Below are 22,505 nucleotides of genomic sequence, written 5' to 3' on the forward strand. Positions count from 1 at the left end.
ATGGGACAGGTGCTCGCGCCAACGCCAATCAGAGCATTGATTGTCGAAGACAATCGTGACATTTCTGGCAACATAGCCGAGTACCTCGAGCGCCATCATTATGTTCTAGATTTTGCTTACGATGGCGTGAGCGCGGTGCAACTCGCGATGGCGAATTCATATGACGTTATTGTGCTGGATCTCATGCTGCCAAGGATGGATGGCTTGAGCGTTTGCGAAAGATTGCGGACCGGCGCTGCGCTCGAAACACCCATTTTGATGTTAACGGCAAGGGATACCCTAGAGGATAAGCTCAATGGCTTTCGTATGGGTGCCGATGACTATTTAACCAAACCGTTTGAATTGCAGGAACTGCATGCACGTCTGCAAGCACTGTATAAACGGAGCCACAGGAAAGCGACCAACCTCCTAACTGTCGGGGACTTAATTTTGAATCGGGCGACATTACAGGTGCATCGCGCTGGCCGGCATCTCGATATTACCCCAGCGGGTATGCGGCTGCTGCAAAGGTTAATGGAAGCGGCGCCTGCCGTCGTCGCTCGCGATGACCTCGAAGCCTTGTTATGGGCTGATGAACGTCCCGACGGTGATGCGCTGCGTTCACATATGTACAAGTTACGCCAGATCATCGATAGGCCGTTTGCTAACCCGCTGATTCACACCGTGCATCGTATTGGCTATCGAATTTCCGAGGAAGCTGAGTAATGTACCGTCACAGTTTACGCAAACGCGTGGCCATTGCCTTTGCGATCTGCATGGCGGTACTCAGCGTGGCTTGGGGATTCGCCTTTTTCGCGGCAATAAAATTAACAGAAGATCGGGTCATGACGGTGCAGTTGCAGCATGCTGCCGATAGCTATCCCACAATCGAAACTAACCCACGTGGATATGACCAAATTGATCGTTTGCCGCAAGCACTTCAAGCGTGGGCACGAACAAACCCCGCTGAGGGAATTTACGAATTTACTGCTGACGAGTTTCATGTTGCGGTCATCCCTGCTGAGAACGAACTAGGACGTGCCTTTGTCGTGTTTGACGTAGCCGGCATTGAGGCTGAGTCATCAGAGGACTGGTGGTGGTTGCTTGGTATTGCTGGGGTCATTGGCACGCTGGGCCTGCTTGGTTTTTGGTTGGGCATGATGGTCATGCGCAGAGCGGTTTCGCCGGTCGCTGAACTCGCCCACGTCGTCGCGAGTATTGATATGGAGTATCTATCTGCCGGAGACCATAAGCGCATTCAATCAAGCCGTTTCGGTGATGATGAAGTCGGTATGTTGGCGAGCACCATTGAAAAGACACTTGAACGCATTTCCGCGTTTATTGTCAGGGAACGATACTTTACCAGTTCTGCCAGTCATGAATTACGGACGCCGATTACGGTGATAACCGGCGCACTCGAGTTACTGGAACAGAGTGATTTGTCAGCGGCCGACGAAAAGGTAATCGCTCGGATTCGCCGCGCGACTCATGAAATGAAAACCACAATCGATATGTTTTTGTGCCTTGCCCGTGAAACCGATGACGGATTGTTCAATGAGCAGTTTGCGGTCATGCCGATCGTGAAGAAAGCAGTTGAGCAGCAGCGTTACCTCTTAAACGGTAAATCTGTTGAAGTGGTGATTGATGAGGGGGCAACGCCAACCGTAAATGGTCACCCGCCGGCATTTTCTATTGCCGTCAATAATTTAGTTCGGAATGCATTTGAGCACGCACTTGCAGGGCAGGGGCCAATCACGATTCAACTTAATGAACGCGAGTTGTTAATCACTAACCAAGTGAGCAGTGACATGGATGGGCATTTTGCTCCATTAGAAGCATCGCCTCATGGCTACGGACTCGGATTGGGCATTGTCGAGCGCCTGTGTGAACGCAATGACTGGTCATTTGTGCTCAATGCGGATGAGACTCGGGTGGCAGCCCGCCTTTCTTGGTGACATGCGCTTAACGAGGTAGCATGGTTTGAGCGTTTAAAAAGTAGCAAAAACCACTAAATGTTAATGAGACTTACCTCTAGTACTTCCCAGTCGATCCTTATACCCATTTGATTTAAAACGACTTTCCAATATGGCACATTAATTGCATTTGTTATTCTTTTGTGAATATTAATAAATACAATGAAGAGCCTACTTATGAAATTAACACCGATTGCTACCTTGGGTTGCGCTTTGGCTGTCCTTTCTTTATCGATGCCAACATTTGCTGGCGATGCCGAAGCAACGATGACAGACGGGCGACGTATTTATGTCGCCGCAGATTTTGAGCGTTATGCCCCGCGTACCGCGCTCGAAATGCTGCAACAAGTACCCGGTTTCGTCATCCGTGAACAAGCTCAAGAGCGTGGCCTAGGACAAGCAACAGGGAATGTTCTGATTAATGGCCAACGGATGTCAGGTAAAAGTAACGAAGTCATTGGCGAACTCGGCCGTATTCCTGTGCAGAATGTGGTGCGGATTGAAGTTGTCGATGGCTCGACGTTGGATGTGTCTGGTTTGTCGGGGCTTGTGGCTAATGTGATTGTGAAGGCTGAGCGAATTAATGGAACCTATGTGTGGCGACCTGAGTTTCGTCCTTACAATACCGACCCGCGCTTCTCCAATTTTGAAGTTTCTGCAGGTGGTCACACAGGACGCGTCGAGTATTCCCTAGGTTTAGATAACCGCTCCAGTCATGGTGGAGCCGACGGACCGGCAGTGATACGAAATGCTCAAGGCGATGTGATTGAATATCGTCATGATCAGTGGAAATCTCGATTTAATCAACCTCGCGTTAGCGGCCGTTTTGTCATCAACGACTTAGGTGATTCGGTGGCCAACATTAATATTCTTTATCGTCAGATTTCTGAATACTTTGCCGAGGACGGAACGAGAAGTGGCCCGGGATTGGATGACCGCCGACGTGAATTGCGAGGTAATGCCGATGGTTATAATTACGAGTTAGGTGCGGACTATGAATTCGCGTGGGGACTGGGTCGAATGAAATTCATTGGTCTTACACGAGCCATGGACGTTGATTTTTCCGATGAGCTGCAAGGGTTTCATGCTGATGATCATGCGAACTCAGGGAGTCGGTTCGATCGCACGAGTAAAGAAAGCGAGCACATCCTCAGAGCTGAGTATCGACTTGTTCAAGAGGGCGGCGAGTGGCAGTTTTCATCAGAAGCGGCATTCAATCAACTCGACAACACTGCCAGCTTATTTGAATTACAAGATGGCCAATTTCAGCCAATACAATTTTCCGGTGCCACAGCCATTGTCGAAGAAAAGCGCATGGAAATTATGGTCGGTTACAACCGTCAGCTCCGAGATAATTTAACCCTGCAAGTGAATGCGGGAGGTGAGTATTCCCGACTGGAGCAGGTCGGTGCTGATGGTATGACCCGTCACTTCCGACGTCCGAAAGGCACAATCAGCCTTGCTTGGCAATTGTCTGCTGATACGGATGCCAACCTGCGTTTACAACGACGTGTCGGCCAGCTGAACTTCTATGACTTTTTAGCCAATGTAAACCTGAACGACGATGTCCGTAATTCTGCTAATCCAAACCTGAAACCGCCGCAGTTGTGGGAATTAGAGAGTGAAATGTCGACTAAAATTGGCCAAATAGGAACCACGACGTTACGGGCTTACGTGCACCGGATAGACGATATCGTCGACATAATTCCCATTGGCGACGACGGTGAGTCGCCCGGTAATATCGATCATGCATGGCGCTACGGAGTGGAGTGGAAGAATACATTCGAGCTAGCCAAACTGGGGTGGGAAGGTGGCCGAATTGATACCCGATTTATTTGGCAAGATAGCCGCGTTGAAGACCCTCTTACCGGTGAAACGCGGGCGATTAGTCGAAGCTTAGAGAATTTTGCTAGTATCACACTTCGAAGCGACCGTTCGGGAAGTGATTGGGCGTGGGGGATGAATGCCTCTTATGAATATGAAGCGCGAAATGTGCGATTAACGGAGCAAGGACGGTTTTGGGAGGGCCCTGTTTGGGCGAATGCATATATCGAGAAACGCAGTCTGTTCGGACACACGATACGTGCAACCATTGGTAATGTGTTAGGCGCACGAAGCATGTGGGATCGCACCGTCTATGACGGTCGTAGAACCGATTCCATTGCTTTTGTTGAAGAACGCGACCGTCGCATTGGGCCAATATTCTCGTTATCGATTCAAGGCACTTTTTGATGGTGAAATACAGGAAGCGGACAATGGCTGATAAGTTATTTTTAGTTTATGTGGGTGGCGATGCACCGGGGGCAAATATTGAATTGCATGATGTGCGCTTTGTGGTTGGCGACACGATTGAGGATACGTACTCGGCGTTAAAGCGACAGTGGTTCGGCGATCGTAACAGTGTGCACATGGATAGCTATGTGCATGTGCATCATGTCGATGGCTACAGAATCGAACTGATGAAAGCACCTTCAACAAGCAGTAAGAAGCTCTACTTTGTGAATTTTGGTGGCTACTTTCCGGGGAAACTGGCCGAGTATCATGATTTTACCTTGGTCGTTGCGAGCACAGCTGAAGAAGCAAAAGCTCTAGCTAAATCCAAAGTGATGGTGGCTGGATTGGCCGGCGCCGAACAATTTCATAAGGACGATCTGTTAGCAGTGGATGATTGTCTAGCACTTGATTTGTTGGATGGCTTTCACGTTCATTGCGAGCATGATGGCGGGCAACAGGTGTTGGCTCCGGATTGGATGGGTTATCAACCTCTACATTAACCGGTTGGGCATACTACCGCGGTTGAAATGGACACCAAAAAGAATAAAAAGCCACCGTGAAGGTGGTTCTTTATTCTGGTACGCCAGTGAGGATTCGAACCTCTGATCTCTGCCCCCGAATAGAAGTGATGTATCCAGCTGAAATACGAGTGCAAATTTGGTGCATTGAAAATGCAAGCAGGGATTGGAGGGAACGGAAATAGTAAAAAAATACACTTTCGTTAACAAAAACACTCGTCTTTCGAAATTTTTCGGGTCGTTAGCCGATTTTCTTCATTATTGATATCCAATTGAAAATTATCATTTTTAAATTCTAATTGGTTGCCGTATACATTCTCGGAGGTACCTCTGTGGGTATTTTTTAACTACCTAACTTGCATAATTGAATTATTTGATTTCATAATAAGACCTAAGACTCTGAAACATACAATTAGTCGAATCAAACTGTATGCCTGTGTAGTTAGGAGCTTGAGAACGACAAATCACAATTATAAAGGAGAGCATCCTTATGGGGTTCCAACGAAAAATTTTGTCAGTAGCGATTTCTGCAGCATTATTGAATTCGAGTTATGCGTTAGCACAAGAAGAGAGCCCTGAACCTGAGGAGCAAGTATCTGGGGTTGAGAGGATAATGGTCACTGCACAGCGCGTTGAGCAAAGTATGCAGGAAGTGCCGGTTGCCGTAAGTGCTTTTGAAGGGCCGCAACTTGAAGATGCAAATATTGGAAGTATCGATGATTTAGCGTTGCGTGCCCCGGGTGTCTCAACAGGTAGATTCAACCCAGCACAACCACAAATTTATATTCGTGGTATCGGTTCCACGGATCAATCCGCGTCTGGAGATCCTTCGGTTGGTATTTTTGTTGACGGCGTTTACATCACTCGTCCAGGTGGAACTGACCTTGACTTTTTTGATTTGGAACGTGTGGAAGTCTTACGTGGTCCGCAAGGAACTTTATATGGTAAGAACGTTGTTGGTGGCGCCATAAACTTTATCACTCGAGCACCAAGGGAAGAGTTCGGTGCTCGTGCTGAAGTGACTGTCGGAAATTACAATCGACGTGATTTTCGTGGTTTGGTTGAAGGGGCGATTGCGGAAAACTGGAATGCTAAAGCAAGTATCAATCGACGCGACCGTGACGGTTATGCAACGAGTGCAACAACAGGTCGCAAATTGAGTGACGAAGATAGTCTAGCTTTTCGGTCACAGCTTCATTTTATACCTAACGATGATTTCGATATCCGTTTTAGTTTTGACTATAAACGAACTCGAGAGATCGGTACGAACCGTCATTGTAAAGGTGAGCAGTTTATCTTCTTCCCATGGTTCGCTCCAGGCTCACCCATGGCGCCAAGTCCGTGCAGTGCCGACCCCTATACGAGTGAGAAAACCGTCGATGGCTATACGAACATTGATGTTTGGGGTCTTTCCGCGACCGCTCAATATGATCTAGGTTGGGCCGATTTAACGTCAGTGACGGCCTTCCGCCGCAGTGAGGTTGATCTAGAAGATGATTTCTCAGGATCAGATGCGCCATTAGTCGTTCGTTATGTTATTGATGAGGCAGACACATTTTCTCAAGAATTTCGACTGTCAGGTGGTGATCAAGATTTCCGTTGGTTACTTGGTTACTATTACCTGACAGCAGATATATACCGCATGGAAAACAATGATTTTTCCGGCAATGATGCAGGCTTGGGCTTACCGCCAACGTTGAGCTTCAATCCATTCTACTACCAGTGGAATGATACGACCAATCATGCATTATTTGGTCAAATGGGGATTGAGCTAGCTGAAAATTTAACGCTACAACTTGGTGGTCGTTTCGGTTATGAAAAGAAAGAAGCTCGTATTCGAACCGAAGGCTTTGACCCCACAGGATCTTTCCTAGTCGCTCCGTATGAAACAAGTCCATCGGCGAGTTGGAGCAACTTTTCGCCGATGGCCTCTCTGGATTACAAGTTTTCACCTCGTGTCATGGGTTATGTTTCGTACTCTGAGGGTTATAAGAGCGGTGGCTTCAATGGTACCGCACGGGATCTTGATTCCGCGGAGCAAGGCTTTGATGAAGAGCATGCACGCCAGTATGAATTAGGCTTCAAATCTCAGCTGCTAAATAACCGACTGCGACTGAATGCGAGTTTGTTCTATATCGATTACAGTGATTTGCAAGTGTTCCAGTTAGTCGATGGTGCGTCGCTGGTCGTCAGTAACGCGGCAAATGCGACAAGCCAAGGTCTGGAACTTGAAGCTTATGCCATGCTTAACGAAAATTGGCGCTTGCACGGCAGCTATGCTTATTTAGACGCGACCTATGACACTTTTGTCAATGAAAACGGGCAAGACTTCAGTGGCAATAACCTCACCCGGTCGCCAAAAACCAGTTACAGCATTGGCATTAATTATTACCGTCCTGTGGGTGAGCGCAGCGCCTTCCGCTTTTTCCTCGATTATTCCTACCGTTCGCAAATATTTTTCGAAGCCAATAACTTAGATCTTCTTGGCGACGAATCGGTCGGTTTATTGAATGCTAAAGCGATTTGGGAAATAGGCACAAACTGGGAATTTTCTTTGTGGGGCCGAAATCTTACTGATGAAGTGCATATCACCAATATTATCGATGGCCGAGGACCGTTCAACTTAAGTCAAAATGCTTCTGCTGTGATAGCAGAGCCAAGAATGTTTGGTTTAAGTGTGGGCTATCGTTTTTAAACAAAAGCCTTAACACATGGTGTTAAGGCTTTGCTTTATTGCTTCACGCTCAAGAGCCACTCCGAGGAGTGGCTTCTTAATGTGTATGTTTGTGCCCCGGTTCGGTTGAACCCGGTAAGATAACGTCTTTACAACTTTGGCAAACAATTAACCCGTTGAGTTCATGCCCACAGGTCTTGTGGAAGAATACGATAGGTTTGCCTTCCGGACCACAGAACCACTTGTCTCCCCATTGCGTCAGACTGACGAGTAGAGGATAGAGCGCTCTGCCTTTGTCCGTCAGACGATACTCCTTTCGTGCAGGCCGAGTTTGATAAAGGTGCTGCTCGAGCATGCCCATTTCAACTAAACGCTTTAATCTATCTGTTAGAATGTTACTGGCAACGCCAAGTACACTCAGCATGTCATCAAATCGGCGAATGGAAAAGAAGCCTAAAGCCATAACCTGCGGTGTCCAACGATCGCCTAAGATATCAAGCAACTCTTCGGAAACAGGCAGAAAATCACTATGCGCCGCTTTCGCCACACTGCGTCGTCGGCGTTGGTTTTGACCGGCCGCTCGATTCGCTCCTGGTCCTGGTTGAAAGCTAACGTTGCGGGCCTCTATCGGCCCTTGGCAATGCTCACAAACGAGTTCAGGAAATACTTGTGCGCCACAGGGTTTGTGAATGATAGACCCTGGAGGTGCACCGGCTACCCAATTCGTTTGCCACTCGAGCGCAAGTAGAGCGCAAGGCAGAAAGTCTTTACCTATATCGGTTAGACGATACTCCCAGCGTTGATCGGGAGTCGTTGCAGGTCGCTGTTCAAACAAACCATATTCTATGAGCCGCTTTAAGCGGCTACTTAGCGTGCTACGTGGAATATTTAACCGTCTCTGAAACTCCTCAAAGCCATGAACACCATGAAATGCCTGGTGCAAAATTGTAATAGTCCAGCGGTCACCAATGACCTCTAGCACTTTGTAAACCGAGCTAGATCGAATGAGATCTGTTGATATATTCATAATTTTATTATAACTTGCAATATAAGACCTAATGGGTAACGATTAACCACTATGTGGTATCGACACTTACAATAATAACTCCGAGAGGTTCCAATTTGATGTCTCAACTCAACAATATCACTAGTAAACTCAAGCTGCCACTTATCGCTGCTCCCATGTTTCTCGTCTCAGGCCCTGAACTTGTCATTGCAGCATGTAAGGCTGGCATTGTTGGTTCTTTTCCTGCTCCAAATGCGCGTACTCCCGAAATATTTGCGCAGTGGTTAGAACAAATCAAAACAGGTCTTGAGGGTACTGATGCTGTTTGGGCTGTGAACTTAGTGATGCATAGCAGCTACCCGCGTCGCCTGGAAGACTTAGCGATGGTGGCAAAAGCGCAACCGCCTTTGGTGATTACGGCTTTGGGTAGCCCTAAAGACGCAATCGAAACAGTCCACGGCTATGGTGGCCTCGTTTTTGCAGATGTCAATAACGTTGAGTATGCGCGCAAAGCGGCCGCAGCTGGCGCTGATGGCCTCGTTCTCGTGAGTTCTGGCGCTGGTGGTCACACAGGTCAGGTTTCAGGGTTTGCTTTTGTTGACTCTGTACGCGAGTTTTTTGATGGCCCAATTGTTTTAGCTGGTTCAATTTCTACCGGTCGAGGCATCCGCGCGGCTGAAGTGCTCGGCGCCGATCTGGCTTACATGGGCACTAAATTCATCGCTGCAGAAGAGAGCATGGCGTTACCCGATTACAAGAAAATGATTGTTGAAGCTGGACCTGCAGACATCGTTTGTTCCGCTGGTATTACCGGCGTTCCGGCAAACTGGTTACGGCAAAGTTTGATTGGTGCAGGTTATAACCCAGACAACATGGCAGCAGTAGACAAGCCCGATTTTAATAATCCACATCAAGATAAAAAAGCTTGGAAACACGTTTGGTCTGCGGGTCAAGGCGTTGGGACAATCCATCAAGTTGAGCCAATGGCTGACATCGTCAACAAGCTTATTCATGAATACGAAGACGCACTCAATACACCAGCATTCAATAAAAAATAATAATAACGCTGGGGCGTCAACGTAAGTAACAACAACGGAGAGATTATGACTAATGTACATCCAATTGTTCAACAGCGTATCGAGGAGTTCACGGCGAACGAGTGGTGGGGATCGCGAACGCTGAACGACATGTTTGCTGAAACGGTTCAGGCATCACCAAGTGCCGCGGCTTTGCTCGATCAGCCAAACCGCAACAACCTTCTCGAAGGAGAGCCTCAACGGTTCACCTGGAGTGAGTTAAACGAAGAAGTAGGTTACTGCGCCAGTGTCCTCCACAAGCAGGGGTTAGGCGCGGGAGACGTTGTTCTGACCCAACTTCCAAACGTTTCTGAATTAGTGATTCTGTTCCTTGCGGTGTCGCGTCTAGGTGCCACTATTAGCCCAGTTCCCGTGCAGTATGGGCGGCATGAGATGGAGCTTATTGCGGGTAAATTGAATCCCAAAGTATTTGTTGGCGCGACCCATTGCGGTCCGCATCAGCTGATTCCAGCCGTTGAAAACGTCGATGTTGGTGTGCGCTTGTGGGTCGGTGCTGACGTTCCAGATAAAGGTCTTAGTTTTACAGCAGAACTCGATACGGTTCGCGCTTCGGGCGAAAGAATCGAATCGAGCTTGGTTAATGATGCAAATAGTGTTTTCACCATTTGCTGGACGTCTGGAACCACAGGCAATCCCAAAGGAGTTCCGCGAACCCATAACCAGTGGATTTCCATTGCACAAGCGACGTATGAAGCGGCGGAAATTCAAATCGGCGATGTATTGCTGAATCCATTTCCGTTCGTCAACATGGCTAGTATTGGCGGTTTCCTATTTAACTGGATCCGCAGTCGTAGTGCGATGGCGCTGCATCACCCTCTTGATCTTCCAGTGTTTCTGACTCAAATCCAGAAAGAGAAAGTGACATTTACGATTGCTCCTCCAGCATTGTTGAACATGTTGCTGAAGAACGAAGAGCTCATGGCGAAGTTCGATATCAGCACTTTACGAACGATCGCGTCTGGCTCCGCACCTTTGTCACCTTGGATGGTTGGAGGATTCGCAGAGAAATATGGGATTGGAGTGGTTAACTTATTTGGCTCTAACGAGGGACTTTCGTTAGTCAGTAGCGTTGCAGATATTCCTAATCATGAACAACGAGCAACCTACTTCCCCCGTTTCGGTGTTGAAGGTTTGAGCTGGAAGGCAAGTGTATCGCGCTTGATGAAAACTCGGCTACGCGACTTGCAAACTGGTGAGATCATTACGCAAGAAGGCCAGCCTGGGGAACTTGAGGTGTATGGAGCAACGTTATTTGACCACTATCTAGGGCAGGAACCTGGGGATCGAGATACTTTTACTAGTGATGGCTATTTCAAGACTGGTGACTTGTTTGAAATCGCTGGTGATAGTGAGCCCAAGCAGTTTTATCGTTTTGTTGGCCGGAGCAAGGACATCATTATCCGCGGTGGCTTTAATATCTCACCTGATGAGATTGATATTGCTTTGGCCGCAAACCCGAAGCTCGCCGAAGCGGCAACCGTTGGATTCCCTTGTGACGACATGGGCGAACGGATTTGCGTATTTGTCGTGGCTAAAGAAGGTGAGGATATTAGCCTTGAAGACATCAAGTCTCATTTGAAAGCTGAAGGATTTGCCTCTTTTAAAATGCCTGAGCGAATTGAACATATCGACAAATTGCCTCGAAATGCGCTCGGAAAAGTCCTGAGAAATGAGCTTCGAGCAAAATTATGAAGCCGATTTTCATTCTCGGTGGTGCCCAGAGTGACTTCGCGCGCAATCTAGCGCGCGAAGGTTTGACACTGTTTGATCTATTCAGTGAAGTCACCGCAGATACCCTACACGCGGCAAAAATCAATGCTGAGGAGATCGGCGTTTGTCATGTGGGTAACTTCGTCAGTGACTTGTTCACTGGGCAAGCGCATTTAGGTGGTTTTTTTGCTGAAGCTAACTCTGGGTTTTATGGCACGCCAAGCACACGACATGAAGCTGCTTGTGCATCAGGTTCGGTTGCGGTGTTGGCTGCCATTGCCGATATTCAATCGGGTCATTATGACACTGCGTTAGTGCTGGGCATTGAGCAGATGAAAAATGTGCCAGGCGTGGAAGCCGCGGCACATTTATCCGCAGCAGCGTGGCGTGGCAAAGAGCATGTGGATGCGACCTATTTGTGGCCGGCACAATTTGCCGAGCTTGCTGACGTCTATCAATCACGTTACTCGCTTAAACGTGAGTGGCTAACGGCAATTTCAGCGAATGCGTTCGCAAATGCAGCGTTGAATAGTCGAGCGCAAACGCGAAGCTGGACGATCGGGCCAGAACAATTAGGTGACAATGACGCGTTCAATCCACGTATTGAAGGTCAACTTCGCAAGCAGGACTGTGGGCAGGTAACCGACGGTGCCGCAGGTATTGTATTGGCCAGTGAATCTGCAGCACGTCAATGGGCGAAACGGCACGGGTTAAGGTTAGACCAAATACCGAGAATCAGCGGTTGGGGGCATACATCTGCCGCAATGCGATTGTCGGAAAAATTACGTCGCAGTGTCGCCGATCAGCAGGTGTTTCCGCATGTCAGAAAGGCGTTCACAGACGCCATGCATCGAGCTTCTCTGACGGTCGACCAGCTCGCTGGGATCGAGCTTCATGATTGCTTCAGTATCACCGGCTATATGTTGCTTGACCACCTTGGAATTGAGCAGCCCGGTGAAGCTTGGAAGATTATTGAGAGAGGCGTTTCTCCTTCCAGTCAATTCGCAGTGAACCCAAGTGGCGGCCTCATCGGGCTCGGCCACCCGGTCGGAGCGACCGGAGTAAGGATGCTACTCGACGCAGCCCTTCAAGTGAGTAATCAAGCAGGCTCTACACAAGTTCACGGAGCAAAACACTTTGCCACGCTTAACGTAGGTGGAAGTACGACAACTGTCGTCAGTTTTATGGTGAGTCAATGAACGCATTAATATTTAACGCTATTCGTACACCTCGAGGTGCAGTTCGCAAAAATGGCGGTGCACTTGCGCAGGTGAAACCCATCGAGCTTATGTCGCAGCTGCTACAAGCCATGCCGGCGCGCAGTGGTATTGAGCCGGAGCAGGTCGAAGATTTGGTGTTGGGTTGTGTCACCCAAATCAAAGAACAAGGTGCTAATCTTGCGCGTATCGCGGCGCTGTATGCCGGTTGGCCCGATCATGTTCCAGGCATGGTTATGAATCGGTTTTGTACTTCAGGGCTTGATGCCTGTGCTGCCGCAGCTGCTCGAATTAGCGCGGGAGAGTGCATTTTGATCGCCGCTGGTGGCGTCGAGAGCATGTCAATGGTACCCATGTTTAGTGACAAAGGGGATTGGTTTACCGACCCAGCGGTGATGCGGAAAACCCGATTTACACCGCTAGGTGTTTCTGCGGATCTACTTGCAACCTTGGAAGGTTTGAGTCGTGAAGAACTAGATCAGTACGCTTTGGAAAGTCAAAACAGAGCGGTAAAAGCGCGCGAAAAGAAAAGTTTTCAGTCATCGTTGGTGCCAATTTTAGATGCTGACGGCGACGTGCTTTTAAGTGTTGATGAGCCGCCGCGAGCTGGCCTCACGTTGGATAAACTAGCTAGCTTACCGCCGGCATTTCAAGAGTTTGGTGAGAAAGGATTTGATCAAATGCTCGTGAAAGCATTTGACGGTGTGGCGCAAATCAACCACTTGCACACTGCCGGAAACTCGCCGGCACCCGCCGATGGTGCTGCTTTAGTCATGATTGGCAGCGACGCCTTTGCCGCATCATCTGGTTTAAAGCCTCGTGCTCGTATTTTAAGTTATGCAACTGCAGCCGCAGATCCCATGTTAATGCTAACCGCTGCAGAGTCAGCCACAGAAAAAGCATTGGCGAAGTCGAATTTAACCATGGCACAAATGGATCGACTTGAAGTCAATGAAGCCTTTGCCGCAACCGTTATTCGTTATATTCGCCGCTTTAATATCGATAGTCAGAAAATAAACCCTAACGGCGGAGCCATCGCATTTGGTCACGCAATGGGAGCGACAGGATCCATGCTCATCGCTCAGCTTCTGGATGAATTAGATGAATGTAATGGGCGTTATGGACTAGTCAGCGTCGCTGGTGGCGGTGGTTTGGGAACGGCGATGGTCGTGGAGCGTTTAACATGATTAAGCAAGGTCAAGTTGAAGGCGGTTGGGAGCTGGTTTCGTGGGAGATTCATTACGACGAGAGTAAGGTCGCTTATCCATTTGGCACGGATCCAAAAGGTATATTGGTCTACACAAGCGACGGATTCATGTCTGCTCAGCTTTCAGTATCATCCCGTCCATCGTTACAAGGACAGTCGATACGGAAGCTTACAGATGCTCAACGGCAATCATTGTTAGAGGGCTTCTTTGCCTACTGTGGTGCTTATACAGTGATTGAAAACAGCATCGTTCATCATGTTTCGCAGGCATTGAACCCGGACTTCATTGGCACTGATCAGGTGCGCCGAGCGGAGCTTAACGACAATACTTTAGTTTTATCGGGACGCGAGACGGATGCGTCAGGCCAAGCCAGAGACCATATTTTGAAATGGCGACGCGCAAAAAGGAGCAAAACATGATTGAACACGCACCTAAAGGTCTAGACCCATTACTCGACCAAGCAATCGAGGCTATCATTCGTCGGTCATCATTTAGTGGCTTTACTGAAACGGGCAGTAGCCGTGTTCATGGTGAAGAAAAAGTAGCTCAAGGTCGCCGCGACTACGAAGCATTGCTCGGGCAACAGTTTAAAATTGCTCGAGAAGCCCATTTTGAGCATGCAGAACGCTTCCACGAAGGAGAGGAAATATCGCCTTACACTGGTGAGCGGCTTGGCATCCAATATCCGATATTCAATCTCGATGAGCAGTATCGAAACGCCCATGCTGCGATGCGATCGTGGGTAAATGCTGGCGCAGAAAAGCGCACAGAAGTGTGCGTACAACTGCTCAAAGATCTTGATGCTCAAGCGTTTCTAATCGCCAACGCTGTGATGCATACCGCTGGGCAAAGTTTCCCTATGGCGTTTGCCGGTAGCGGAGCGAACGCGCTTGACCGCGGTTTAGAAGCGCTCGCGTGGGCGTGGGGAAGTTTGAATGTTCTTCCGTCCGAAGCGTCTTGGACTAAGACTTTCGGTGGCAAACATCAGGTTACCTTAGAGAAAAAGTGGCGAATTATGCCGATGGGCACGGCGGTCGTATTTTGTTGTGCTTCGTTTCCAACATGGAATGGCTATCCGGCGATATTCGCGAATCTTGCCTGTGGCAACCCAGTATTCGTCAAGCCGCATCCAACAGCAATTCTGCCTATGGCGATTGCGGTGAAGGTTCTTCGTGAAGGGTTGAGAAACGTAGGATTTGATCCAGAACTTGTTCAGTTGGTTGTTGATTCAACCGACGAACCTTTGGGTAAGGTGCTTGTTGAGCATCCTGAGACTGCCATCGTTGACTTTACCGGCAGTGCAAAATTCGGTGCTTGGGTTGAGCAACATAGCGGTAATCGGCCATGTTATACGGAAACGAGCGGCGTTAATTCCGTGATTTTAGACAGTGCTCGTGACTTAGACGCTGTGCTTGACGCAATCACGAATACGTTTTGTCTATTTTCAGCGCAAATGTGCACCAGTCCCCAGACATTTTACATTCCCGAGTCGGGCGTTTCGCTCGCGGATGGCCGACAAGTCAGTGCCGATGAAATTGAGTCACTATTTTGTGAAAGAATTGACCAGTTGATTCAGGACAGCAAGCGCGCTTCGAGCGTTTTAGGTTGTATTCAGTCCCCAGCGACCTTGCAACTGCTTGACGATTGGCAACGCCGAGCCGAGAGCGGCGAATTCCGATTACTTCGAGCGAGTAAGCCCTATACAAATGTAGCGGGAGACCACTGTCGTACTGCAACACCTTTATTACTCGGACTAAATGCGGAAACGCCAATTACGGAAGAAGTGTTTGCGCCGATAGGGTTTATTTATCGTGTTCGAGATAGAGACCACGCCTTAGAGCACGCAAGCGCTATTAGCAAAAAGCATGGCGCTTTGACGACGTACCTCTATTCAATTGATGAGGAATTTATTGCCAAGGCAGAAGAGTCGTTCGCATGGGCCGGTGTAGCATTGACCACCAACCTCACGGGCGTTATGCCTCTCAATTTCTCTGCTGCCTATAGTGACATGCACGTTTCTGGGCTAAACCCAGCAGGGAATGCCACCTTAGCAGAGCCCTCCTTTATTGCAGGACGGTTTCGCTATGCTCAATCGAGACGACCCAAGGGAGATCAATAATGACCCAACCGGATTTTTCTCTCGCTGGAAAAGTAGCGCTGATTACCGGGGCATCGCGAGGTATCGGTGAGGCGATTGCACGTTGTTATGCACAGGCCGGTGCAACCGTCATCTTGACCGCGCGCAGCGACGAGTCGCTGAAGGACGCCGTTGCAACGATCATTCAAGAAGGTGGGCAGGCCATGGGAATTGCTGCTCATAGTGGTGATCCAGCAGCAGTGAAAAAGGCGATTCAAAACGTTGAAAGCACTTTTGGTGGACTGGATATTCTGGTTAACAACGCTGCGACCAATCCTCATTATGGCCCTATTTTGGCAGCGGACGATGGTGTCTGGGATAAGATTTTGGATATTAACGTGAAAGGCTATGCGCGTTGGATCCGAGAATCTGCGCCACTCATGGATAAGCGCGGTGGTGGCAAAATTATCAACGTTGCTTCTATTTTGGGCTTGGGTGCGGGACCCTCGATGGGACTATATTCAGTCAGTAAAGCAGCAGTTTTGATGTTAACGGAAGCGTTAGCGGTAGAGCTTGCACAACAAAATATTCAGGTCAATGCGCTCGCCCCAGGCTTTATTAAAACACGGTTTAGTTCAGCTTTATGGCAAGACCCTGCAGGAGAAACGCAACTGACTCAGCGAATCCCTCAACGACGTGTTGGCGAGACCGAAGAGCTTACCGGTCTCGCACTCTTTCTGGCTTCGCCTGCGTCATCGTTTACGACCGGGTCTACTTTTGTATGCGACGGTGGTCACACCGCTGGGCGCTTTAAACTCTGAGAGATTATTATGAATTTTACACCTGTTCCGGATTTTCCGTCGGTAACACCGTCCTTTCAAGCGAAGCTCGAAAGACTAAAAGCGATTGTTGACGAGCATCTAATTCCATTGGAAAGCCTAATGCTTGCAGGCAACCAAGATGCGCTTGAAGGTGCATTAGCGCCCGTAAAAGCGCTGATGAAAAAGGAAGGTTTTTGGTTGCCACAAGTGCCGAAAGACTTCGGTGGCCAAGGGTTTTCTCTATATGAGCATGGCTTAATCAGTGAGCAGCTCGGCCGCAGTATGCTTGGCCATGTTTCCTGTAACTGCCAAGCACCTGATGCCGGTAACATGGAGGTGCTGATTGAACGCGGCACGCCAGCTCAGCAAGACACCTTCTTAAAGCCGCTGTTGACCGGGGAGATTCGCAGCGCGTTTGCGATGACAGAGCCTGAACACGCAGGGTCGAATCCAGTGATCATGTCGACCCGAGCAGTCCGTGATGGCGATGACTATGTGATCAATGGCCATAAGTGGTACACCACCGGCGCAGACGGTGCAGCGTTTTTTATTGTGATGGCGGTTACCGATCCAGAGGCTGCACCTCACGAAGCTGCCAGCCAGATCTTAGTGCCAGCGGATACGAAGGGTTATCGCCATATTCGAAATATTGCGGTAATGGGGGAAACCTGCTGGGGACACAACTCTCATGCTGAAATCGAATTTAAAGATGTTCGTGTTCCTGTAAGTAATCTCATCGGCAAAGAAGGCGAGGGTTTTAAAATTGCACAGCAACGCCTTGGGCCAGGCCGCATTCATCATTGTATGCGCTGGTTAGGTATTTGTAGTCGAGCCTTTGAATTGGCGGCGCGTTATGCGGCGAACCGACAGCTCACGCACACTCAAGTACTCGGCGATCAGCAAGCGATTCAATTTTGGTTGGCAGAAATGCGTGCTGAAATTGAATCTGCGCGGTTATTGGTGCTCGATACTGCAGCCAGAATCGACCGCGAGGGCCAGTATGCAGTGCGCAATAATGTCTCCATGATCAAGTTTCATACCGCGGGTGTACTGCAACGCACCTTAGATCGAGCTTTGCAGATCCACGGGGCTTTAGGTATGTGCGATGACACACCCATCGCATTCTGGTATCGCCATGAGCGGGCAGCAAGAATCTATGACGGACCAGATGAAACACATAAACGAGCGTTTGCACGCAGGCTCATGAAGGAGTTCGAGTAATGTCGTCCGACATCATTGCTGTGCGTCCAGACGAAGCTTTAGATGAAGAGCGGTTGTTTGCGTGGCTGCAAAAGCAGGATCTAGCGGGTGTTACGGAACGTCCGCACATCACCCAATTTGGCGGTGGTAAAGCAAATCTAACCTATTTATTGACGTTCCCTGATGTGTCCTATGTTCTGCGTCGTCCGCCTTTTGGACCAATTGCCAAGGGAGCGCATGACATGGCGCGAGAGTTTAAAGTGCTTTCGCGACTCTATAAAGCCTTTCCACAAGCACCAAGAGCGTTCGTATTTTGTGATGTTCTTGAGGTCTTAGGTGCTGAATTTTTCATTATGGAATATCGTCAGGGTGTCGTCGTTCGGATGGAGATACCCGAGTGCTACGCGGAGATAACAGACGCTCCCCAACGTATGAGCCAAGCTTTAGTCGATGCTTTGGCTGATTTTCATAATGTTACGCCATCGTCTGTCGGTTTAGATACTCTTGGCAAACCAGAAGGATTCCTCTCGCGACAGATTCACGGGTGGTTTAAACGCTGGAATGCGTGCACGACTGCAGCAGACTCTCGAATGGATTCTCTCTTTCAGTGGCTTTGCGAGCATGAGCCGAAATCTCAGCGAATGACCCTCGTCCACAATGATTTTAAGCTTGATAATGTTATGTTAAGTCCATCGGATCCGAGTCAACTGACCTCGGTTTTCGATTGGGACATGTGCACTATTGGTGATCCATTAAGCGATCTTGGAACTCTGCTGACGTACTGGCGCCATGAGGCAGACGATCCGAAATATGCGCGTTTGGCAATGATACCTGCCGACTCCCGTTTTCCTTCACGCCAGTACTTGATTCGTCAGTACGCAGAGCGAACCGGTTTAAACGTAGAACAAGTCAATTTTTATCACATTCTTGGCCTCTATCGGCTTGCTGTTATTCTGGAGCAAATATTTGCCCGCTATCACCATGGGCACACTCAAGATGAACGTTTCGCTGAATTCGGGGAGTTATCTCGTTTAGCGTTAGATTGGGCTACTGAAATTATGAGAATGGAATCATAAACGTCACATAAGTGAGATAAAACCTAATACTTGCATAATTAGACGTGTCGTTTTATAGTGATACTTTCATACTTAGACTTAAGGGTCTCATGGTCGGCTCATTAGGAGAGATAAACATGAAGTCACTCGACAATACGGCACTGCAGCAGCCTATAGATAACGAAGCACCATTTGGTGATGAATATGGTCCTGGGTTGATGGGAACGTTTGCTCCTGTATTAGACGAGTCAACTTGGGACGATCTCGAAGTTGAAGGTACGATTCCAAGTGATCTGAGTGGTGTTTATCTGCGCAATGGCCCGAACCCCCGATTTGCTCCGCAAGGGCGTTATCATCCGTTTGATGGTGATGGCATGATTCATGCTGCTCGATTCAAAGACGGCAAAGTCACCTATAGAAACCGCTGGGTGCAAACGGATGATCTGAAAGAAGAAGTGTCTGCTGGTCAAGCGACGATGTGGGGCATCCGAGAGACCTTAAAAGGTCGTGATGATAAACATTTAAAAGATACTGCCAACACTGACGTAATTGGTCACGGCGGCGTTGCCTTGGCGAGTTGGTATATGTCGGGTGATATTTATATGATTGATCCTGTGACCCTAGAAACGATTGGTAAGGCCGATTACGCCAAAGGGTTGGGTGGTGGTTTTTCAGCACATTCAAAAGTGGATCAGCGCACCGGTGAGTTGATGTTCTTCGATTATTGGAACGAGGCGCCGTACATGAGTTACGGAGTCGTCGATCGCTTTGGAAATTTGACCCATCATGTACCGATTGAGTTGCCTGGCCCGCGCCTTCCACATGATATGGCGATCAGTGAAAATTATTCTATTTTGCATGACCTCCCTTTGTTTCATAATGAAGAAGCAATGCGTAATGGACGACATAAGCTAGAGTTTCATCCCGAAGTTTCAACCCGGTTTGGAGTCATTCCGCGGCATGGTAAAAGCGACGAGATTCGGTGGTTCGAATTTACGCCTTGTTTCCTTTATCACACAGTGAATGCGTGGGAAGAAGGCGACGAAGTCGTCATGGTTGCCTGTCGCTATATGCCGTTTAAAACCGAAACGGGCGAGATTGACGCGGATCGCACCGCAAAAGCCATCGCGAACCTCGGCATGAATGCACGCCTTTGGCGCTATCGCATGAACATGAAGACCGGCGAGTGTCGCGAAGAGCCAGTCAATAGTGAGTACAATGTCGAGTTTCCAAGTATTCACCCTGCAATGTTCGGCATTAAAACGCAGTGGGCTTATTTGGTCGATCACAATCCCCACATTCTACATTGGACGGGTGTGCGCAAATTCAATACGGACACTGGCGAATGTGTTGGAGAGTTTAGCGATGGTCACAAACACACTTGGTATTCAGAACCATGGTTTGCACCCGCTGATAATGCAGCTGCGGAAGATGATGGATATGTCGTGGTTTTCGCCTGGAACGACAAAGAGAAAGAACAGCAGCTTCAGGTATTTGATGCGCGGGATATTAGCCAAGGGCCGGTCGCACGAATTAAACTTCCTCGTCGGGTTCCAGCAGGTTTTCATGGTTGCTGGATGTCAGAGGACACGATTAAGTCTAATCAACGCGAAGTTGCCTAATACTTTGCGTTCATAAAGTGAGATTCAACCGCATAAAGCCCTCGTTTTGAGGGCTTTATTGCATTCCTGCCTAATTCAGAAAATAGCTCCCGAAATAATGCTTTACACTTTCGCATGGAGAAAATGGACTCAATGTCTATACTGCAGAAAGTACATACTATTTGGATTGTTCATTGGATTTTGAACACATCCGTGGAGCTGAATCGGATGCCATATCATGATAGTTCGCGTGGAGCTAAGCGCCAAAGCGAACAAAATTTCTACGAATTGATCGAAAGCTTACCCATGGTTGCTGTGCAGGGCTATGACCGAGACCGTCGTGTTATTTATTGGAACGACGCGAGCCGCCGTATATACGGATATACTCGCGAGGAAGCAGAAGGACAACTTTTAGAAGATCTCATCATTCCTGATGAAATGCGCGAGTTTGTTATCACCGCTCACAGAGAGTGGTTGGATAATAACGTGGGTATTCCTGCTGATGAAATTGAACTCAAACATAAAGATGGTCATACCGTACCTGTATATTCCAGCCATGTAATGATTAAGCAAGATACCGGCGACTGCGAAATGTTTTGCATCGACATTTGTTTGTCGGAACAAAAGGAAGCCAATAAAAAGCTGCAATGGCTGGCCAGTTTTGATGACTTAACGGAATTGCCTAATCGACGCATGATGGAGACTGAACTGTCAGCACGCCTTGTGGAGGCTGAGCGTCATTTTAAGCACGAAATAGCTGTTATTTTTGTCGATCTCGATAATTTTAAAGTGATTAACGATACCTTGGGGCACCACTATGGCGATGAATTACTGCGAGCCGTTGCCGATACTCTGAAGGCAGAAATACGGGATTGTGATTTGCTGAGTCGCTTCGGTGGTGATGAGTTCGTGTTGTTGCTAAGTGATTATGAAGGTATTAACGGTGTTCAAATATTGATTGAGCGTATTACTGATGCCTTGGATCGTGGTTTTGAGTTGAATGGGCTAAATTACCAAGTCACCGCAAGTTTTGGTGTGAGCTTGTTTCCTATGGACGGCACCACAGTAGCTGAGTTAATCAGTAACGCAGACGCAGCTATGTATCAAGCTAAAGAAAAAGGCAAAAATAGAAGCTGTTTTTACACGCCAGATATTAACGACCGGTTGCAACACTATCAACAGATCGGTTCGTTACTTCATCGTGCATTAACGAACAACGAATTGCAGTTGTACTTTCAGCCTCAGATCAGCTTAAAAGATGGGAAAATGCTGTCCTGTGAAGCACTACTCCGATGTCTTCCTGAAGGTTCAAGCCCATTATTACCTGACGTTTTTATTCCAGTGGCTGAAAAATCGGGTTTGATCAATCGTATCGGCGACTGGGTGATTGAGTCCGCATGCAAGCAACTCGTTGCTTGGAAGGGAAGTGAACTTGATGGTATCCGGATTGATATTAATCTGTCGGGAAAGCAATTAGACGATCATCAATTGGCGCAAAAAATACTAAAAACGCTAAAACATTATGATGTTTCGCCGACGTTGTTAGGTGTTGAGCTGACCGAAAATGAAGTGATCGGTAGCGATATTGAGCAAATAGCACAACTGCAAAGATTAAAAGATGCGGGAGTTCATATATCCATCGATGATTTTGGTACCGGGTATTCTTCGCTCGTCTATTTAAGGCGTTTACCGGTATGCAGCCTTAAAATTGACCGCACTTTCTTGTTAAACGCGATGGAAGATGCCAGTGATATGGCCATTATGCAAGCGATTGTTACCGTCGGGCATAGCCTCGGCTTAACTGTGGTTGTTGAGGGTGTGGAAACCACAGATCAAGAGCAGCTAGCTCGGGAGCTTGACTGCGACCTAGCGCAAGGTTACCTGTATGCGCAGCCAATGCCTGCTGCGAATATGATTAATTTTGTGTCGTCATCAGTTACACCAGATAAGGATTCATAAACAACTTTAAGTAGTGTTCAGAATTCTGTGTCATTTCGATAAACTAAGCAAAAACGAGATGACACTACATGACCAAACCAAACTTCGATATGGAAGCCGCCTTAAAGCAATTGCGTGAAGGCAAAGACCTTACTGG

At 48.2% G+C, this 22,505-nt stretch carries 17 protein-coding genes; 16 read left to right on the plus strand and 1 reads right to left on the minus strand.

All coding sequences use genetic code 11. The annotated features are described in order from the left end of the window. Window positions 1–27: 27 nt before the first annotated feature. The 5 genes from LAT77_RS04625 to LAT77_RS04645 all read left to right on the plus strand — a co-directional run bounded on the left by LAT77_RS04625 (window position 28) and on the right by LAT77_RS04645 (window position 7,439). Window positions 28–705 carry a response regulator transcription factor gene (locus LAT77_RS04625; RefSeq protein ID WP_290563405.1) on the plus strand — a complete coding sequence of 226 codons (678 nt, stop codon included), beginning with the start codon at window positions 28–30 and terminating at the stop codon, window positions 703–705. Further along, window positions 705–1,934: a HAMP domain-containing sensor histidine kinase gene (locus tag LAT77_RS04630; RefSeq protein WP_290563381.1), complete on the plus strand. Its 1,230-nt coding sequence runs from the start codon at window positions 705–707 to the stop codon at window positions 1,932–1,934. The genes LAT77_RS04625 and LAT77_RS04630 overlap by 1 nt, the downstream gene beginning before the upstream one ends. 195 nt (window positions 1,935–2,129) lie before the next feature. Beyond that, entirely contained in the window at window positions 2,130–4,184 is a 2,055-nt protein-coding gene (locus LAT77_RS04635) for an outer membrane beta-barrel protein (protein ID WP_290563382.1), read from the plus strand. 23 nt (window positions 4,185–4,207) lie between these two features. Beyond that, the gene (locus tag LAT77_RS04640; RefSeq protein WP_290563383.1) at window positions 4,208–4,726 is read left to right on the plus strand and encodes a DUF1543 domain-containing protein; all 519 of its coding nucleotides are present in this window, start codon (window positions 4,208–4,210) and stop codon (window positions 4,724–4,726) included. Window positions 4,727–5,234: 508 nt separating this feature from the next. After that, the gene (locus LAT77_RS04645; RefSeq protein ID WP_290563384.1) at window positions 5,235–7,439 is read left to right on the plus strand and encodes a TonB-dependent receptor; all 2,205 of its coding nucleotides are present in this window, start codon (window positions 5,235–5,237) and stop codon (window positions 7,437–7,439) included. A gap of 76 nt (window positions 7,440–7,515) precedes the next feature. Here LAT77_RS04645 and LAT77_RS04650 read toward each other — a convergent pair whose 3' ends face one another. Beyond that, window positions 7,516–8,400: a helix-turn-helix domain-containing protein gene (locus LAT77_RS04650; protein ID WP_290563385.1), complete on the minus strand. Its 885-nt coding sequence runs from the start codon at window positions 8,398–8,400 to the stop codon at window positions 7,516–7,518. Window positions 8,401–8,543: 143 nt separating this feature from the next. Between LAT77_RS04650 and LAT77_RS04655 the strand changes: the two genes are divergently transcribed. From LAT77_RS04655 to LAT77_RS04705, 11 genes are all read left to right on the plus strand, one after another. Then, window positions 8,544–9,482: a nitronate monooxygenase gene (locus LAT77_RS04655; protein ID WP_290563386.1), complete on the plus strand. Its 939-nt coding sequence runs from the start codon at window positions 8,544–8,546 to the stop codon at window positions 9,480–9,482. 45 nt (window positions 9,483–9,527) lie between these two features. Continuing rightward, complete coding sequence (locus LAT77_RS04660) at window positions 9,528–11,213, plus strand: class I adenylate-forming enzyme family protein (protein WP_290563387.1); 1,686 nt, start codon at window positions 9,528–9,530, stop codon at window positions 11,211–11,213. Beyond that, the gene (locus tag LAT77_RS04665) at window positions 11,210–12,430 is read left to right on the plus strand and encodes an acetyl-CoA acetyltransferase (RefSeq protein WP_290563388.1); all 1,221 of its coding nucleotides are present in this window, start codon (window positions 11,210–11,212) and stop codon (window positions 12,428–12,430) included. Before LAT77_RS04660 ends, LAT77_RS04665 begins: the two co-directional genes overlap by 4 nt. Beyond that, a complete protein-coding gene (locus LAT77_RS04670; RefSeq protein ID WP_290563389.1) occupies window positions 12,427–13,635 on the plus strand; it encodes an acetyl-CoA C-acyltransferase in 1,209 nt (402 codons plus the stop codon). Before LAT77_RS04665 ends, LAT77_RS04670 begins: the two co-directional genes overlap by 4 nt. Continuing rightward, window positions 13,632–14,075 (plus strand): lipocalin-like domain-containing protein, encoded by a 444-nt coding sequence (locus tag LAT77_RS04675; RefSeq protein WP_290563390.1) that lies wholly within the window; start codon window positions 13,632–13,634, stop codon window positions 14,073–14,075. The genes LAT77_RS04670 and LAT77_RS04675 overlap by 4 nt, the downstream gene beginning before the upstream one ends. Next, on the plus strand, window positions 14,072–15,775 hold the full coding sequence (locus LAT77_RS04680; protein ID WP_290563391.1) for an aldehyde dehydrogenase family protein: 1,704 nt from the start codon (window positions 14,072–14,074) through the stop codon (window positions 15,773–15,775). Before LAT77_RS04675 ends, LAT77_RS04680 begins: the two co-directional genes overlap by 4 nt. Further along, entirely contained in the window at window positions 15,775–16,554 is a 780-nt protein-coding gene (locus LAT77_RS04685; protein ID WP_290563392.1) for a glucose 1-dehydrogenase, read from the plus strand. Before LAT77_RS04680 ends, LAT77_RS04685 begins: the two co-directional genes overlap by 1 nt. A gap of 9 nt (window positions 16,555–16,563) precedes the next feature. Further along, window positions 16,564–17,775 (plus strand): acyl-CoA dehydrogenase family protein, encoded by a 1,212-nt coding sequence (locus LAT77_RS04690; protein WP_290563393.1) that lies wholly within the window; start codon window positions 16,564–16,566, stop codon window positions 17,773–17,775. Then, on the plus strand, window positions 17,775–18,830 hold the full coding sequence (locus tag LAT77_RS04695; RefSeq protein WP_290563394.1) for a phosphotransferase family protein: 1,056 nt from the start codon (window positions 17,775–17,777) through the stop codon (window positions 18,828–18,830). The genes LAT77_RS04690 and LAT77_RS04695 overlap by 1 nt, the downstream gene beginning before the upstream one ends. Before the next feature lie 116 nt (window positions 18,831–18,946). Further along, the gene (locus LAT77_RS04700; RefSeq protein WP_290563395.1) at window positions 18,947–20,431 is read left to right on the plus strand and encodes a carotenoid oxygenase family protein; all 1,485 of its coding nucleotides are present in this window, start codon (window positions 18,947–18,949) and stop codon (window positions 20,429–20,431) included. Between the two features lie 114 nt (window positions 20,432–20,545). Next, window positions 20,546–22,369, plus strand: a complete 1,824-nt coding sequence (locus LAT77_RS04705) for a bifunctional diguanylate cyclase/phosphodiesterase (RefSeq protein WP_290563396.1) — start codon at window positions 20,546–20,548, stop codon at window positions 22,367–22,369. The last annotated feature ends 136 nt before the right edge of the window (window positions 22,370–22,505 follow it).

This window comes from Aliidiomarina sp., from assembly GCF_022565475.1.
GTDB lineage: Bacteria > Pseudomonadota > Gammaproteobacteria > Enterobacterales > Alteromonadaceae > Aliidiomarina.